General features: G+C 71.4%; 15 protein-coding genes. 7 read left to right on the forward strand and 8 right to left on the reverse strand.

Going from position 1 to position 16,387, the window contains the following annotated elements; translation table 11 throughout:
- Positions 1-147 precede the first annotated feature (147 nt).
- Entirely contained in the window at positions 148-1,317 is a 1,170-nt protein-coding gene (locus BLT25_RS30320) for a glycoside hydrolase family 19 protein (RefSeq protein WP_256328497.1), read from the reverse strand.
- Positions 1,318-1,480: 163 nt separating this feature from the next.
- Between BLT25_RS30320 and BLT25_RS07500 the strand changes: the two genes are divergently transcribed.
- The 3 genes from BLT25_RS07500 (at position 1,481) to BLT25_RS07510 (ending at position 4,679) form a co-directional block, all read left to right on the forward strand.
- The gene (locus BLT25_RS07500) at positions 1,481-2,641 is read left to right on the forward strand and encodes an ROK family transcriptional regulator (protein WP_091043813.1); all 1,161 of its coding nucleotides are present in this window, start codon (positions 1,481-1,483) and stop codon (positions 2,639-2,641) included.
- A gap of 74 nt (positions 2,642-2,715) precedes the next feature.
- A complete protein-coding gene (locus BLT25_RS07505) occupies positions 2,716-3,126 on the forward strand; it encodes a hypothetical protein (RefSeq protein WP_091043816.1) in 411 nt (136 codons plus the stop codon).
- Positions 3,123-4,679: a multicopper oxidase family protein gene (locus tag BLT25_RS07510; RefSeq protein WP_091043818.1), complete on the forward strand. Its 1,557-nt coding sequence runs from the start codon at positions 3,123-3,125 to the stop codon at positions 4,677-4,679. The genes BLT25_RS07505 and BLT25_RS07510 overlap by 4 nt, the downstream gene beginning before the upstream one ends.
- 16 nt (positions 4,680-4,695) lie before the next feature.
- Here the strand turns inward: BLT25_RS07510 and BLT25_RS07515 are convergent, their stop codons facing one another.
- On the reverse strand, positions 4,696-5,061 hold the full coding sequence (locus BLT25_RS07515) for a DoxX family protein (RefSeq protein ID WP_091043821.1): 366 nt from the start codon (positions 5,059-5,061) through the stop codon (positions 4,696-4,698).
- Positions 5,062-5,251: 190 nt separating this feature from the next.
- On the opposite strand from BLT25_RS07515, the gene BLT25_RS07520 reads away from it, so the two are divergent.
- Positions 5,252-5,629 (forward strand): winged helix-turn-helix transcriptional regulator, encoded by a 378-nt coding sequence (locus tag BLT25_RS07520; RefSeq protein WP_091043823.1) that lies wholly within the window; start codon positions 5,252-5,254, stop codon positions 5,627-5,629.
- Here BLT25_RS07520 and BLT25_RS07525 read toward each other — a convergent pair whose 3' ends face one another.
- The 4 genes from BLT25_RS07525 to BLT25_RS07540 all read right to left on the reverse strand — a co-directional run bounded on the left by BLT25_RS07525 (position 5,630) and on the right by BLT25_RS07540 (position 10,855).
- Positions 5,630-7,333, reverse strand: coding sequence for a cation:proton antiporter (locus tag BLT25_RS07525; protein WP_091043826.1), 1,704 nt, complete (start codon positions 7,331-7,333; stop codon positions 5,630-5,632). It lies immediately after the preceding gene.
- A 32-nt stretch (positions 7,334-7,365) separates the two neighbouring features.
- Positions 7,366-9,636, reverse strand: a complete 2,271-nt coding sequence (locus tag BLT25_RS07530) for a heavy metal translocating P-type ATPase (protein WP_091043829.1) — start codon at positions 9,634-9,636, stop codon at positions 7,366-7,368.
- A gap of 72 nt (positions 9,637-9,708) precedes the next feature.
- Positions 9,709-9,915, reverse strand: a complete 207-nt coding sequence (locus tag BLT25_RS07535; RefSeq protein WP_091043831.1) for a heavy-metal-associated domain-containing protein — start codon at positions 9,913-9,915, stop codon at positions 9,709-9,711.
- A gap of 43 nt (positions 9,916-9,958) precedes the next feature.
- Positions 9,959-10,855: a hypothetical protein gene (locus BLT25_RS07540; protein WP_091043834.1), complete on the reverse strand. Its 897-nt coding sequence runs from the start codon at positions 10,853-10,855 to the stop codon at positions 9,959-9,961.
- 142 nt (positions 10,856-10,997) lie between these two features.
- Here BLT25_RS07540 and BLT25_RS07545 point away from each other — a divergent pair, with 142 nt between their 5' ends.
- The 3 genes from BLT25_RS07545 to BLT25_RS07555 all read left to right on the forward strand — a co-directional run bounded on the left by BLT25_RS07545 (position 10,998) and on the right by BLT25_RS07555 (position 15,872).
- The gene (locus BLT25_RS07545) at positions 10,998-14,087 is read left to right on the forward strand and encodes an AfsR/SARP family transcriptional regulator (protein ID WP_143033666.1); all 3,090 of its coding nucleotides are present in this window, start codon (positions 10,998-11,000) and stop codon (positions 14,085-14,087) included.
- A gap of 58 nt (positions 14,088-14,145) precedes the next feature.
- Positions 14,146-15,588 (forward strand): MFS transporter, encoded by a 1,443-nt coding sequence (locus tag BLT25_RS07550; RefSeq protein ID WP_091043840.1) that lies wholly within the window; start codon positions 14,146-14,148, stop codon positions 15,586-15,588.
- Positions 15,589-15,650: 62 nt separating this feature from the next.
- The gene (locus tag BLT25_RS07555) at positions 15,651-15,872 is read left to right on the forward strand and encodes a heavy-metal-associated domain-containing protein (RefSeq protein ID WP_091043843.1); all 222 of its coding nucleotides are present in this window, start codon (positions 15,651-15,653) and stop codon (positions 15,870-15,872) included.
- A gap of 89 nt (positions 15,873-15,961) precedes the next feature.
- Here the strand turns inward: BLT25_RS07555 and BLT25_RS30325 are convergent, their stop codons facing one another.
- The gene (locus BLT25_RS30325; RefSeq protein WP_256328499.1) at positions 15,962-16,084 is read right to left on the reverse strand and encodes a hypothetical protein; all 123 of its coding nucleotides are present in this window, start codon (positions 16,082-16,084) and stop codon (positions 15,962-15,964) included.
- Between the two features lie 24 nt (positions 16,085-16,108).
- Positions 16,109-16,387 (reverse strand): hypothetical protein, encoded by a 279-nt coding sequence (locus BLT25_RS07560; protein WP_091043845.1) that lies wholly within the window; start codon positions 16,385-16,387, stop codon positions 16,109-16,111.

The following is a 16,387-nucleotide window of genomic DNA, read 5'->3' on the forward strand; positions in this document are numbered from 1 at the left end:
GTTGCTACTCGACGGTAGGGGCGCGCCCGGGCGACGGGCACCGGCACAGGAACAGAACCTGTTTGGGCGGTTGTCACAAAACAGAAACAAGCGGCGTACGCAGGCGGGGCTGCGTACGCCGCTGGTTTCTGTGCGGGGTGACGGGGCTCAGCAGTACAGATTCCCGCCCGGGTCGACCCCGAGCAGCGAGGTCACCTCGGTGTAGTTGTCGACGCGGCTCTGCACCTGGGCCGGGTTGCCGCCGTTGCACTCGATGGACCCGTTGATCGACCGGATGGTCTCGCCGAAGCCGGCACCGTTGACCATCGCCGCGTGCGCGGTCATGGTGCCCGGGCCGTTCTGGGTGTTCCAGTACCAGAGCCCGGTCTTCCAGGCGACCGCCGGATCGGTGGCGACCAGGTTGGGGTTGTTGAGCAGATCGATCCCGAGCGCGTCCCCGGCGGCCTTGTAGTTGAAGTTCCAGCTCAGCTGGACCGGACCGCGGCCGTAGTACTGGTCGTTGCCCGCGGGGCAGCCGTAGGACTGGTTGGGGTCGCAGTAGTGCGGGTAGTTGGCCTCGTTCTGCTCGACGACGTAGAGCAGGTCACCGGTCTCGTGGGCGACGTTGGCGATGAACGCCGCGGCCTCCCGCTTCTGGGTCGCCTCGTCCCCGGCATTGGTGAACTCCGGGTAGGCGCTGAGCGCCTCGACGAGCCCTGCGTACGTGTAGAAGGGGTTGCGGTTGGGGAAGAGCTGGTTGAACTGCGCCTCGCTGACCGGGAACTCGCCGGCCACCGGGGCCGGCGACTCCGGGTCGGTGGCGGTGCCACCGATGTTCACGTCGATGCAGGCGTAGAAGGCGTTCGTCGTGTCGGCGACGTTCCACACCGCGAGCACCTTCTGCCGGCCGGTGAACGACCCGAAGTCGACCTGGTGCTCGACGGTGGCCGGCGGCTGCGCGCCGCCGTCGTCGAACTCGGCGATCTTGGTGCCGCCGATGAAGTACTGCCAGGTGCTGGTGCTGTGTCGGGCGCTCAGTGACCAGGTGAACGTCTGGGTCCGGCCGACCGGCGTGGCCTGCCAGTTCTTCGAGTCGTCGTCGAGCTCGGCGAACCGTGAGTTCCCGCCGGAGCAGCTGGTCAGGCCCTTCGGGCCCTCGACGCTCTGCGGTTCGTACTTGATGTCCCCGCACTCGACGGTGCCGGCAGCACACTGGGCCTGCCTGCTCGGGGGGTTCGAGATGTAGCCGTGCGCACTTGCGGGGCTCGTCGGCAACATGGCCAGGACGGGCGCCAGCAAGATCCCGCCGAGAACGGCGATCTTTGTCTTAGTACGCATTCCAAGCTCCTTGAGGGGGTTGAGATGGATGGCGATCGAGCCCTCACTGTAAGGTGCCTTTACAGTTACCGTCTAGACCTACGTGGACAAACACCGGCATAAGCCCTTCAGTTGTTAAGTTGCATTCCGTACGCCAGCCCGACCCTCGAAAGGAGCGCCGCCGATGTCGAGACCACCCCGGACACACCTGATCCGCGACACCAACGACCGCGCGGCGCTCGACCTGATGCTCTCGAGCGGGCCGGTGACGAAGACCCGGCTCGGCGAGCTCGTCGGCCTCTCCAAGGTGACCGCGGGACAGCTGCTGATCCGGCTGGGCGAGCGTGGCCTGGTCGAGGTCGTCGGCACCCAGCAGGGCGGTCGCGGCCCCAACGCCGCGCTCTACGGCGTGGTCCCGTCGGCGGGCTATGTCGCAGCCCTCCACATCGGCCCCGACCAGATCACCGCGTCGGTCGCCGACATCACCGGCACCGAGCTGGCCACCGGTGCGCTCGACCCCCACGAGGCCTCCGACCCGGTCGAGGCGGTGCGGGCTACGGTCGCCGACGCCACCCGCAGCGCCGGCATCACCATGCCGCAGCTCAGCTGCCTCTCGATCGGTACGCCCGGCATGATCGACCCGCGCACCGGTGACATCCGCTTCGCCAACGACCTGCCGGACTGGCGCGCGGGAGTCCTCGCCGACCTCCGCCACAGCTTCCAGCGGCCGATACTGATCGAGAACGACGTCAACCTGGCCGGGCTCGCCGAGCAGTCCGCCGGAGCCTCCCACGGCGTCAAGGACTCGGTGCTCGCCTGGATCGACCGCGGCCTGGGGCTCGCGGTGATCGTCGACGGCCGCCTCCACCGCGGCGCCGGCGGCGGTGCCGGCGAGATCGGCTACCTGGCAGTTCCGGGTGCCTCCACGCCCCACGGCACCGACAGCCCGCAGCACGCGGCCTTCCAGTCACTGGTCAGCGTCGAGGCGATGGACACCCTCGCCCGCGCTTTCGGCCTGAAGGGCAGCGGCGTGGAGTGCGTACGAGCGGCCGCCGGAGGCGACCCCGACGCCGAGCCGTTCCTGGAGGAGCTGGCCAGGCGGCTCGCTCTCGGCCTGGCGGGCATCTGCGTGGTGCTCGACCCCGAGCTGTGCGTGCTGGCCGGCGAGGTCGGGTGCGCCGGTGGGCCGGTCCTGGCCGCACGCGTGCAGAAGGCGATCGCCGCCCTCGGCCCCAACGTCCCCACCGTCGTCCCCACCGAGATCTCCGGCGACGCCGTGCTCCGCGGAGCCCTGCAGATCGGCCTCGACACCGCCCGCGACGAGGTCTTCACCCACCAGGGCTGACCCCGACGAGGATCCGCCGGCGGTCAGGGGAACGCCCGATGTCATAGGTATCTCGGCTACATATCGTCGTGGTTGTGACCACACAGATACGCGAGCGCCGACCACGCATCAGCCTCTTCTGCTTCCGAGCCGTCGCGGCCGTGACCGCGCTCTTCGCGATCGGGCAGCCGATCTTCATCGGCTCCTACTTCGCCGGCACCTTCGAGGCGCTGGGCCTCCACTCCGCGGGCGCGGCCGCACTGCAGGGCCTCGGGCTGCTGCTGCCGGTCGCCGCGGGCGCCGTCGTCGCGATGCGCGGACGCTGGTGGTTCCTCATCTGGTCGGTCGCGCTCTTCTTCCTCATCCACGTCCAGGCGATCCTCGGCTACACCCGGGTCCTCCAGCTGCACGTCCCGGTCGGCGTCCTCACCGTCGGCATCGCGGTGGCCGTGGCCATCGCCTCCCTGCGCCGCGGCGCCGGCACCCCGCGGGAGGCCGGGCGATGAGGATCGGGCGACGCACCCTCCTGGGCGCGGGCCTCGCGGCTCCGGTCGCCGGATCGCTGGCCGCGTGCGGCGAGGCCCCCGAGCAGACCGGACGCATCCTGCGCAGCGCGGCACGGCTGCCGAAGGCGTACGAGACGCCGTTGCCGCTGCCGCCGGTCAAGCGGCCCTCGGGCGGGATGATCGAGATCGCCCAGCGGACCGCCTCGGTGGAGATCCTGCCCGGGCTGCGGACCGAGATGATGACGTACGACGGGGTCTTTCCCGGGCCGACGCTGGAGACCCGCCGTGGCGAGGCGGTGACCGTACGCCACACCAACTCCCTCACCCTGCCCACCGCGACGCATCTCCATGGCGGGCACACCCCGGCAAAGAGCGACGGCTGGCCGACGGACCTGCTGCTGCCTCCTGGCTTCGAGTCGGACCACTCCCACCACGCCGGTCACGGGGGCGGCCACGAGGCCATGGCCGATCCGAAGGCGCAGGTCACGACCGGAAGGCGGGACTACCGCTATCCGCTCGAGCAGCCGGCGACGACGCTGTGGTACCACGACCACCGGATGGACTTCACCGCCCCGCAGGTGTGGCGTGGGCTGGCCGGGTTCCACATCATCCGCGACGACGAGGAGGACGCGCTCTCGCTGCCACGCGGTGAGCGGGAGCTGCCGCTGATGATCGCCGACCGGGCCTTCGACGAGGACGGCGCGCTGCGCTATCCCGCGCTCGACCCGGAGCTACTGGGTGAGCCAGGGGTCGAGGACCGCTACATGGCCGGCGTGCTCGGCGACGTCATTCTCGTCAACGGCGCCCCGTGGCCGGAGGCGGAGGTCGACGCGGCGCAGTATCGGCTGCGGCTGCTCAACGCCTCCAACGCGCGCCGCTACTCACTGAGTCTGCGGGCCTCGGACGGGCGGCCCATGAACCTCACCCAGATCGGCTCCGACGGCGGGCTGCTCGCCGCCCCCGTCGAGCACGAAGAGATCACGATGGCTTCGGGCGAGCGGTTCGACGTCGTCGTCGACTTCCGATCGCTCGCGCCGGGGACGACGGTCGAGATGCGCAACCGTCTCGGCACCGGCCGCACCGCTCAGGTGATGCGGTTCCGGATCGGCCGGCGCGCGACCGACGACGTCCGGATCCCGACGATGCTCGCCGACCTACCCGAGCCCGAGAAGCCCGACGGTGCGGTCGTCCGCCGGTGGCACTTCCGCCAGGCGAGCGTGCACGGCCGCCGGGGCTGGGGGATCAACGGCAAGCCGTTCGACCCCGCGGTGCCGCAGGCCCGGGTGCCGCTGGAGTCCACCGAGATCTGGGAGTTCTTCACCGACGCACACCACCCCGTCCACGTCCACCTCTCGCCCTTCCAGGTCCTGCGGCGCGGCAACCGCGGCCCGGGTCCGATGCACCTCGGCTGGAAGGACACCGTCGACGTACGTCCCTACGAGGCCGTCCGGGTCCGAGTGAAGTTCGAGAAGTACGCCGGCAGGTTCCTCATCCATTGCCACAACCTGGAGCACGAGGACATGGCGATGATGGCCGGCTTCGAGACCGTCTGACCCGGTCAAACCCGGGCTAGCGGCCGACAGCCAGGACCAGCGCGGCCAGGGCGACCAGGACCAGCACACCGTTGAGCCACAGGTCCTTTCGCTCTCCGCGGGAGAGATGGAAGATCGTGGCGAGCACCTGCACCACGGCCAGCCCTGCCGCCGCCCAGATCGCCATGCCGGGGGCGATGCCGGTCAACGGCGGGAGGACGAGCCCGAGCGCGCCGGCGACCTCCACCACCCCGATCGCCCGTACTCCCGACATCGGGATCGCGGTGCCGGCCCACGCCATCATCGGAGCCAGCTGCTCCTGGCTCCGGAGAATCTTGATCCCGCCCGAGTAGAGGTAGAACACCGCGAGCAATCCCGCGACGACCCAGTATGCGACGACCATGCGAACTCCCTGGTTACTATGAGTAACTGACCGATCGAGAGCCCAGCATGGACGGGTTTCGAGAGGCGTACAAAAGGCACATCGATGTGCCTGAGACGACCAGAGCGAGGTCGAGCGGCGAGCTTGCTCGTCCGCTCGCGCCGAGCGAGGGAGTAGCCGCGCGAGGCACGGAGACGGCAGGAGCGGGCGTATGGCGGACTACGAGAAGGCCTGTCTGATCAGGGGCGATGGGGGGAGCGCGATCCGCGGCATCCTCGACCGCATCGGCGACAAGTGGAGTCTGTTGGTGATCGCCACGCTCGACGGCGGTCGGCTGCGGTTCGGCGATCTGAAGCAGCGCGTCCCGGGCATCTCTCAGCGCATGCTCACGCTCACCCTGCGCCATCTGGAACGCGACGGGCTGGTGACCCGCACGAGCTACCCGGAGGTGCCACCGCGGGTCGAGTACGAGCTGACCGGCATGGGCAGGACGCTCGTCGGCCCCGCCGTCTCCTTGGCCGAGTGGGCGATCCGGCACAACCCGCTCATCGACGAGAAGCGACGCGCCTACGACGCACGTCAGGGATGACTACACCTCGAGGCGCTTCTCCATGTCGTCGAGGATCGACTCGACCCTCCGGTAGGTGTGGGAGCTGTAGGCCCCGATGCTGCGCTCGGTCGCGAGCGCCTCGCGCATCGCATCGAGGTAGCGCATCTGCAGGATCATCGTCTGCTCCATCACCGCCGGACGGAGTCTCGGCGCCTCCTGCACGCCCGCGAGCACCCGCGGGAGGATGCGGTCCTTGAGCTTGGTCACCAGCTTCGGGTCGATCGGCTCGCCGTCGATGGTCTGCGACTCCAGCGGCCCGAGGGTGTCGACGGCCGACTCACCGACCTGACGCAACAGGGCGCGGAACGCGTCGTGCCTGTCCTTGGCGCTCTCCGGGGAGAAGCGCAACCGGCGGATCACGGTCGGGAGGGTGAGGCCGAAGAACACGAGGGTGATGAGTGCGACCAGGAACGCGGCGAGCACGACGGTCGCCCGGTGCGAGGTGCCGGCCGGGATGGTCTGGGCCGCCGCGACCGTGACGACGCCGCGCATCCCGGCCCAGCCGATCGTCAGGTAGCCGCGCCGGGTGATCGGCTCCCGCTCCTCGAAGTCGATGTCCGCCCGGCCGCGCGCCAACCGGTGCCTCGCCGCGGTGACCCGGGCGTCCTCGCGGTCGTCCGCGGGGGTCAGCGAGTCGAGCTTCTCCTCGAACTGGTCCAGGCGGCTGCGTACCTCGTCCTGGCTCTCGTCCCGGTCCCGGAGCGCGGGGCCGGCGAGACCGGCGAACCGGAGCACGACCAGCAGGCCCACGATGATCAGGACGAGCGCGGCCATCTCTCCGGGCGTGGTCTCGCCCTGGGCGGCATCGACGAAGTCCGGCAGCTGGTAGCCCATCGCCAGGAAGACGCCGCTCTCCAGGATGAAGCTGAAGGTCGTCCAGGTGGTGGCCTGGGTCTCGCGGTCGCGAGCGCTGAACCGGCGGCTGCCGAGACCGCCCGTCACCAGCCCGGCGATGACGACCGCGAGCACACCGGACGCGTTCAGTTCCTCGGCCGGGAAGTAGGCGAGGAACGGCACCGCCAACGAGATCGTCGTGTTGAGCACCGGATCGTCCAGGCGCTGGCGGAGCAGCACGGTGATCCAGCCGACCACACCGCCGATCACGACCGCGCCCAGCACCGCCCAGCCGAACTCGAGCGTCGTACGCCACAGCGAGAAGGAGCCGGCCACCGCGATCCCCGCGACGGCCGTCCGGAGGACGACGAGGGCGGAGGCGTCGTTGACCAGGCTCTCGCCCTCCAGCACCGTCATCACCCGCGGCGGCAGCCCGGCCCGGCGCCCGATCGCCGTTGCCGCCACCGCGTCGGTGGGACTGACGACCGCGCCGAGCGCCACCGCGAGCGGGAAGGAGATCTCCGGGAACAACCAGTGGACGACCGCCCCGATCACCAGCGCCGAGACGATCACCATCACGACCGAGAGCCAGCTGATCAGCCGGAGGTTCCGCCGGAAGTCGATCACCGGCAGGTTGACCGCGGCGGAGTAGAGCAACGGCGGCAGTACGCCGGCCAGGATCAGCTCCGGGTCGAGCTCGATCTCCGGCACCCCGGGCAGATAGCTCGCCCCGATCCCGAGCCCCACGAGGAGCAGCGGCGCCGCCACCCCCGTACGCCGCGCGAACACCGACGCCGCGATCATGATCGCCAGCGCCGCCCCGACGATGAGCATCACCCGATGGTCCATGCTCAGGAGCCTAAGCGGGGCGGCGCCGGGGATCAGCGGAAGCGGCGCAGCCGGAGGCTGTTGCTCACCACGAACACCGACGAGAAGGCCATCGCGGCACCGGCCAGCATCGGGTTGAGCAGTCCGGCCACCGCCAGCGGGATGGCCGCGACGTTGTAGGCGAACGCCCAGAACAGGTTGCCCTTGATCGTGGCCAGGGTGCGCCGCGAGAGCCGGATCGCGTCGGCGGCGACCCGCAGGTCACCGCGGACCAGGGTCAGGTCGCTGGCCTGGATGGCGACGTCGGTGCCGGTGCCCATCGAGAGGCCGAGGTCGGCCTGGGCCAGCGCCGGGGCGTCGTTGACGCCGTCTCCGACCATCGCGACCACGCGACCCTCGTCCTGCAGCCGGCGGACCACCGCGACCTTGTCCTCGGGGAGCACCTCGGCGATGACGGTGTCCGCGGAGACCGGGATCCCGACCTCGGCGGCAACGCTCCGGGCCACGGTCTCGTTGTCGCCGGTGAGCAGGACCGGGGTCAGACCCAGGCGCTGGAACTCCGCGATCGCGGCGGCCGAGGTCGGCTTGATCACGTCGTTGACGACCAGGACGCCGCGCGCCTGACCGTCCCAGCCGACGGCGACGGCGGTGCGGCCCTCGCTCTCGGCCGCCGCCATCGCGGACGCGAGGTCCTCGGGCAGGTACTGGCTCCACTCCTCGAGCAGGCGGACCCGGCCGACGAGGACGGCGTGGCCCTCGACGATGCCCTGCACACCCAGGCCCGGCACGTTGGCGAAGTCCTCGGCCGCGGGCAGCGTGCCGACGCGGGCCTCGGCCCCGGAGGCGATCGCTCGGGCGATCGGGTGCTCGGAGGCGTACTCCAGGGCACCGGCCAGCCGGGCGATCTCGTCGACGTCCTCGCCGGGAGCCGCGATCACGTCGGTCAGGGTCATGGTGCCGCTCGTGACGGTGCCGGTCTTGTCGAGCACGATCGTGTCGATCCGACGAGTGCTCTCGAGCACCTCCGGTCCCTTGATCAGGATGCCGAGCTGGGCGCCACGTCCGGTGCCGACCATCAGGGCGGTGGGCGTGGCCAGGCCGAGCGCGCACGGGCAGGCGATGATCAGCACCGCGACGGCCGCGGTGAACGCGGTGGCAGCACCCGCACCCGCGCCCAGCCAGAACCCGAGGGTGATGGCCGAGAGGACGAGCACGATGGGTACGAAGATCCCTGAGATCCGGTCGGCGAGCCGTTGCGCCGCGGCCTTGCCGGTCTGCGCCTCCTCGACCAGGCGCGCCATCTGGGCGAGCTGGGTGTCGGCGCCGACCCGGGTCGCCCGGACGACGATGCGCCCGCCGGCGTTCACGGTGGCGCCGGTGACGCCGTCACCGGGTGCGACCTCGACCGGCACGGACTCGCCGGTCAGCATCGCCGCGTCGATGGCGGAGGACCCGTCCTCGACGATGCCGTCGGTGGCGACCTTCTCCCCGGGACGTACGACGAACAGGTCGCCGACGGCGAGCTGGTCGGTCGGGATCCGGGTCTCGGACCCGTCGCGGAGGACGGCGACCTCCTTGGCGCCGAGCTCGAGGAGCGCGGTGAGGGCGGCGCCGGCGCGGCGCTTCGAGCGGGCCTCGAAGTAGCGCCCGGCGAGGATGAACGTCGTGACGCCGGCCGCCGCCTCCAGATAGATGTTGCCGAGGCCGTCGGTGCGCTCGATGGCGAAGCTGAACGCGTGGGTCATGCCGGGCTCGCCGGCGGTGCCGAGGAAGAGGGCGTACAGGGACCAGCCGAAGGCTGCCAGGGTGCCGATGGAGACCAGCGTGTCCATGGTCGCGGCGCCGTGGCGGGCGTTGGTCCACGCCGCCCGGTGGAACGGCGCCGCACCCCAGACGACGACCGGGGCGGCGAGCGTGAGCGAGAGCCACTGCCAGCTCTCGAACTGCAGAGCCGGCACCATCGCCAGGAGCACCACCGGGACGGTGAGCAGCGCCGAGATCAGCAGCCGTCGCCTGAGGAGGGTGACCGGGTCCGTGGGGTCCGCGTCGGGGGCGGAACCGCTCGACGGAGCCGTCTCGCGGCGAGGCTCCTTCGCGCCGTACCCGGCGCTTTCGACGGTCGCGATCAGCACACCCGCGTCGATGTCGGTCGTATCCGCGGCGACGGAGATCTTCGCCTTCTCGGTCGCGTAATTGACGGTGGCGGCGACACCGTCGAGCTTGTTGAGCTTGCGCTCGATGCGGTTCGCGCACGACGCGCAGGTCATGCCGTTGATCTCGAGCTCGAAGTCGGTCGTGGGGGCAGAGGTTCCGGAGACGGTCATCACTGGTGTCCTTCGGGTGGGTGGATCGAACTGCGCGTCGGCTCCCCGCGCAGGGGAGCCGACGCGGATGGCTCAGCCGGCCAGCTGGTAGCCGGCCTCCTCGACCGCGCGCTGAACCAGCGCGGGGTCGAGCTCGTTCTCGGAGGTGACGGTCACCTGGCCCGTGGCCAGGTCGACGTCGACGGAGGAGACGCCCGCGATCTGGGTGACCTCCTCCTTGACGGAGCCGACGCAGTGGCCGCAGGTCATCCCGGAAACGGTGTAGGTGGTGCTGCACATGGTGCTTTCCTCTCTCTGTGGTGGACCCTGCTCAGGCAGGGAGTCAGTGGGCCTCGGCGGTGAAGGCAGCGGTCCGGACCTCGCCTGCGTGCTGGAAGTCGAGGAACAGCCGGTACGTCCCGGCCGAGGGCACCTCGGCGGAGAAGGTGATCTCCGGGCCGGGCTCGGTGCGCCCGTCGCCGGGGGCTCCTTCGGGGTGGACGTGGAGGTAGGCCAGGTCGCCGTCGCGGAGCGCGACCAGGTGGCCGTACGCCTCGAGGTAGGGCTCCAGGTCGGTGACCGGTTCGCCGTCCTTCGTCACGGTCAGGGTGAGGCGCGAGGTCTTCCCGGCGACCAGGTGACCGTCCAGGTCCACCTGGTAGGGGCTGACCGTGCTGGTGGTGGCGGCCGGAGGCAGCGGCCGCGGCTCGTGGGGGCCGCCGACGAAGAGGTCCTGTCCCAGGGTCAGGCCCTCGTCCTCGGCTGCCGGCCGGAAGTCGGCGAAGACGCGGTAGGTCCCGGCCTCGGCCAGGTCGGCGTCGACCGACCAGGTGCCATCGGCGGCCATCACCGGGTGCACGTGCTGGAAGGTGGCCAGGTCGCGGCGTACGACGATCAGGTGGAGCTTCTTGCCGTGGGCGGTCTCGAACCGGGTCACCGGCTCGTCCTCGGCGCCGAGGATCCGGAACCGCAGCGTGGCGTCGGCCGTGCGCTGGTAGCGGTCCTCGACGAGGTCGAGCGTGTAGCCGGCCTCGCTGACGTTGAGCCCGGTGACCGCGGGCGCCTTCGTCGCGCCGTGCCCGGCGTGACCGGCGCGGCCACCGCCCGCCGCCTCGTGCTTCTGATGGCCGGCACGCTCCGGCTCGCCGAGCGGGCCGACGGTGGCGCCCACGGCGGAACCCAGGCCGCCGAGGGCAACGACGGCTCCGGCGAACGCACCGACCTTGGCAATGGCGTTCATGTGATCTCTCCTGGCTCGAATCGGACTCTCGTTGACGTGCCAGAGGCTGCTCCCGCGATCTGTCCGCGTACTGTCCCGGCGTTGTCGCGGTCAGGACAGATATCCGGTCGGCGCCCGAGCCGGGCCTGACTACGATTTCGTTGTGCTGCCGACCCCGACCTCGCGTGACATCCGATTCGGGCTGCTCGGCGCCTTCGAGGCGACCGTCGACGGTGACACCGTCAAGGTCCCCGGGTCGGCGGAGCAGGCCCTGCTCGCGGTGCTGCTCCTGGCGCGCGGCCGGATCGTTCCCGCCTCGGCGCTGATCGACCGGCTGTGGGCCGACTCGTCGCTGCCGGCCGACCCGCTGAACGCGCTCCAGCTCCGCGTCTCCAAGCTCCGGCGTGCGTTCAAGGCCGTCGGGCTCGACATCGTGCAGCGCGACGGCGGCGGCTATCGGGCGGCGGTCGACCCCGGCAGCATCGATGCCGAGGCCTTCGAGCGACGGATCCGCGAGGTCCGCGCATCGGTCGCCGGGTCCGGGAGCCCCACCGAGGAGGATCTGGCCACCTACGACGCGGCGCTCGGGCTCTGGCGCGGCGAGGCGCTCGCCGACTTCGCCACCGAGCCGTGGGCGGTGCCCGAGTCGGTGCGGCTGGAGGACCTCCGCAGGACGGCGTACGCCGAACGTGCTCAGATCGCGCTGTCCCTGGGCCGGCACGCGGAGGTCGTCACCGATCTCGAGCCGTTGCTGCGTACCGACCCCACCCATGAGGCCATGGCCGGTCTGCTGATGGTCGCGCTCTACCGTGCCGGCCGGCAGGCCGACGCCCTCGAGGTCTTCACCCGCACCCGGAAGACGCTGGACGCCGACCTCGGCCTCGAGCCGTCGGCATCGCTGCGGTCGCTCCACGAGCGAGTGCTCCGGCAGGACCCGTCGCTCGGCTCGTCCGGCGAGGTCACCCTGTCCACCCCGGCGACCGCTCCCCACCGTGCCAGGTCAGGCGCACAGCTCTCCAACCTCCCGGCCGACCTCACCCCGCTCGTCGGGCGGGACGAGCTGCTCGCCGCCTTGAGAGACCGGGTCGGCGCCTCCAGGCTCACCACCCTCGTCGGCCCGGGCGGCTCCGGGAAGACCGCGCTCGGCCTGCGCGCGGCCCACGAGCTCGCCGACCGCTTCCCGGACGGTACGTTCCTCGTCCGCCTCGCCGCGATCCGGAGCCGCGAGCACATCGTGCCGGCCGTCGCCGCGGCGGTGGCGATGCCGCAGGACGGGTCGGCCATCGACCTCCAGACGCGGCTGGTCGACTTCCTCGCCGACAAGCACCTGCTGCTGGTCATCGACAACTGCGAGCACCTCATCGACCCCGTCGCGACTCTGGTCGAGCAACTGCTGGCTCACTGTCCGCACCTCACCGTCATCGCCACCAGCCGAGAACCCCTCGCCCTGCCGAGCGAGGTGCAGACCCTCGTCGGGCCGCTCCCCACACCGCTCGAGGACGACGACGCCGAGACGATCGCGTCGACGGCCTCCGTGCAGCTCCTGGTCCGCCGGATCGCGACGGTCCTGCCCGGGATCGAGACCGACCCGGAGGCGTACGTCGCGCTCGGCCGTATCGCCCGCGCGCTCGACGGCATGCCGCTGGCGCTGGAGCTGGCCGCGGCTCGTGCGGCCTCGCTGTCCCCCAGCGACCTCGCCGACCGGCTCGACCAGCGGTTCACCCTGCTCACCTCGGGACCACGCACCGCGGAGGAGCGTCAGCGCACGCTTCGCGCGACCGTCGACTGGAGCTACGACCTGCTCGACGACCTCGAGAAGCGCGTCTTCGAGGGCCTCGCCGTGTTCCACGGCGGCTGGACCCTGACCGCCGCCGAGCAGGTCCTCGCCGACGACGAGACCGACCCCAGCCAGGTGATCCACGCCGTGGGCCGGCTGGTCGAGCAGTCCCTGATCGTCGCTGAACGCGGGCCGGTCACCCGCTACCGCATGCTCGAGACGCTGCGTGAGTACGCCGCCGACCGGCTGGCGCAGTCCGGCCGGAACGACGCCCTGGCCGCCCGGCACGCGCACTACTTCAGCCAGGTCGCCGAGCGGTCGGCGCAGGCGATGCGAGGGCAGGGGGACGCCCGAGCGAGGCTCCTCCTCGTCGACGAGCAGGCCAACGTACGCTCGGCCATCGCCTGGCTGGAGGGTCCGGCCGGCGACATCGACGCCGCGCTACGCCTGGCCGGTCACCTGGGGCTCTTCTGGCATCAGGGCCGCCACCTCGAGGGCCGCCGGATCCTGCGTCGGCTCCTCGAGCAGGACCGCGGCTCGGCCGCGGCTCGGGCGGCTGCCCTCCAGGCGGTGGCGTTGGTCGAGCGTCCCCGGGCCTGCGTCGTCCACCCCCATCCACGCTGCGCCGAGGCGGCCCGCGAGAGCCTCGCGATCTTCCTCGAGGACGGTGACGCCGACGGGGCCGCGGTATCGCGGGTGCTGCTCGCCGTCGAAGGGGTCAACGGAGCGGACCCGGAGGCCGCCGCGCTCCTGGACGACGCCGAGACGTGGTTCCGCGAGCGAGGGGACCGGTGGGGGCTCGCCGTCGCCGGCTTCGTCCGGCTCGAGACCGCGCTGAAGGCCAGGGACGAGCCGGCCGCGATACGCCTCGGACGCGCGACTGCTGCCGAGTTCGGTCACCTCGACGACCCGTGGGGTCAGAGCGCCGTCCTCTACCACCTCGGCTACGGCCTGCGGCACTTCGGACGCCTGCGGGAGTCGGCCCGTACGCTCGAGCAGGCCATCGACGTCGCGGCGTCCGCCGGCATCCACAACACCGTGCAGTGGGCCCTCGCCGACCTCGGGATCACCCACCTCGAGCTCGGGGACGAGGAGTCAGCGCGGGACGCCTTCCGTCGCGCCGAGCTCGCGTCCCGTCACGTCGGCGACCGCGCCGGGTCGGTCCTGGCGGCGTACGGACGTGGCCGGCTCGCCGAGCGTCAGGAGGACTGGTCGAGCGCCATCGACCTGTTGATGACGGCGATCCAGGGCTTCGAGACGCTGCAGACGCCCGCGATGACGGCGAAGGCGACGCTCGCGCTGGCCCGGTGCCACGAGCGGATGTCCGAGACGGAAGCGGCAGCGGAGCGTTATGAAGAGGCTCGGACCCTCGGCCTCGCCGCCGGTGAGGTCGCCCTCGCGGACCAGGCGGACGAGGCGCTGGCCCGGCTCGACGACGGCAGGACGGACGGCGGCCGGACAGCCCAGGGACAGTGACGCCGGACAGGTTCTCCTCACGCGGTCGGAAGGCCGCCCTGACGAAGAGAGAGAAACCATGTCTTCCACAGCATCCCCGGCGGCGGGTGCCAACAGCCGCCGCTGGCTCGCCCTCGGCCTCATCGCCGCCACCCAGTTCATGGTCATCATGGACACCTCCATCATCGGAGTCGCACTCCCCGAGATACAGCGGGATCTCGGGTTCGCCCCGCAGGACCTCAGCTGGGTGTTCAACGCCTACGTGGTCGCCTTCGGCGGCCTCCTCCTGCTGGGCGGCCGGCTCTCCGACCTGCTCGGCGCCCGACGGATCTTCGCCATCGGGTGGCTGGTCCTCGGAGTCGGCTCGCTCGTCGCCGGCCTCGCTGACGGCGTCGCCGTCGAGATCGCCGGCCGCGCCGTCCAGGGCGCCGGATCCGCGCTCATCGCACCGTCGGCGCTGACACTCCTGTTCATGACCTTCGGGGCGAACCCGAAGGAGCTGACCAAGGCACTCGCGCTCTACGGCGCCGCCGCCCCTGCCGGCGGAACGGCCGGGGTGTTCCTCGGTGGCGTGCTCACCGAGTACCTCTCCTGGCCCTGGGTCTTCTTCATCAACATCCCGATCGCCCTCGTCGTCCTTGTCCTGACGCCGGGCACGATGCCGGCAGGGACCGCGCAGCGCGGTCGCATCGACCTCCTCGGCGCGCTCACCGTCACCTCGGGCCTCGCCGCGGTGGTCTTCGCCGTCGTACGCGTCCCCGAGGAGGGCTGGGGATCGCCGAGCACGCTCATCGCGGGTGCCGTCGGCATCGCCCTGCTCATCGCGTTCGTCGCCCTGCAGGCCGGCTCTTCGGCGCCGCTCATGCGCCTGGGCATCTTCAAGGCACCGAACCTGGCCGCCGCGAACATCGCCCAGCTGCTGCTCGGCGCGGCCTGGATCCCGATGTTCTTCTTCATCAACCTCTACCTCCAGCAGGTGCTCGGGCTCGGCGCCTTCGAGTCCGGAGCAGCCCTGCTGCCCATGACCGTGACGATCATGATCGGCATGGTCGCGGTCGCACCCCGCCTCACCGCGGCGTTCGGCCCGAAGGCCATGACCGTGGGCGGCCTCGTCGTCCTCGGGATCGGTCTGGTCTGGCTCTCCCGGATCGACGCCGACGGCAGCTTCGCCGTCGACGTGCTCCCGGCGACGCTGGTCACCGCGGCAGGCATGGCGCTGGCGTTCATCCCGTCGCTGAGCACGGCACTCGGCGCGGCCGCGCCCGAAGAGGGCGGTCTCGCCGCCGGGATCGTCAACACCAGCTACCAGGTCGGCTCCGCGCTCGGGCTGGCGGCGATGACTGTCGTCGCCTCCGCGTACGGCTCCGACCAGGTCGGCGACCTGGCCGCCATGACCGACGGCTTCTCGGCCGGCTTCCTCGGCGCGGCCGGCATCGCCCTCGCCGGTGCCGTCGTCACCGGGATCGGCTGGAAGTCGGCGCGCGCCGCGACCGCCCCTGAGTCGGTTCCCGCCGGCCGCTAGCAGTCCGACCCTCCTCGTGGCCCCGGAAGCTTCCGGGGCCACGAAGGCACAAGGAGACCGCCATGCAGACCGTTCAGCTCTACGTCGAGGGCATGCGTTGCCCTCGCTGCGTCCGTGAGGCCACCGCCCGGCTCCGGGACCTCCCCGGGGTCACCACCCTCACCGCCGACCGCGGCAGCGGCGAGGTCACCGTCACCGGAGACGTCTCCGCCACCGATCTGCTCGACGCACTGGCCGGCAGCAGCTTCACGGCCGAGGTGCGTTCCGTGACGCCCGTGCGTTGAGGCCGTCGTCACTCGCCTCATCTCACCGACCCGTCCACCGTCCGGTGGACTGCCGGCTAGACCCGAACGATACGTACCTTCGTCGCCCGTCAGCGCAGAAGCTGCGCCAGCGCCCGCAGCCAGCGCGGACCCGGCAGCACGCCCTCCCGGGTGTGCAGACCGAGCTCGTGGAACGCCTCGGGGCATCGGCAGGTGCGGATCGCAGTCTTCACGGATCGTCCTCTTCTCGGTTGGGGTCACTTGGTGCTCAGGGAGCCCGACACGGTGCGGGTGGGGCGGGCCGCGACGGAGCAGTCGGCGCACCAACGGCGGATGTCCTCGGACCGCAGCTGCCAGAACGCGTGCCACCCCTGGGCGGGCGCACCGCAGATGGTCGTGGACGCGCCGATCCGCTTGAGGTGCGCCTCGCCCCACGGGGCAGGAGCCGCTGTCCGCGCGGGTTGGCGGTGGCGGGCGACGATGACCCAGCTCTGGCCGATCGTCCTGGGATCGACGCCGGTGGCGGGCACGGCCAT

Source organism: Nocardioides sp. YR527, assembly GCF_900101045.1.
Lineage (GTDB): Bacteria > Actinomycetota > Actinomycetes > Propionibacteriales > Nocardioidaceae > Nocardioides.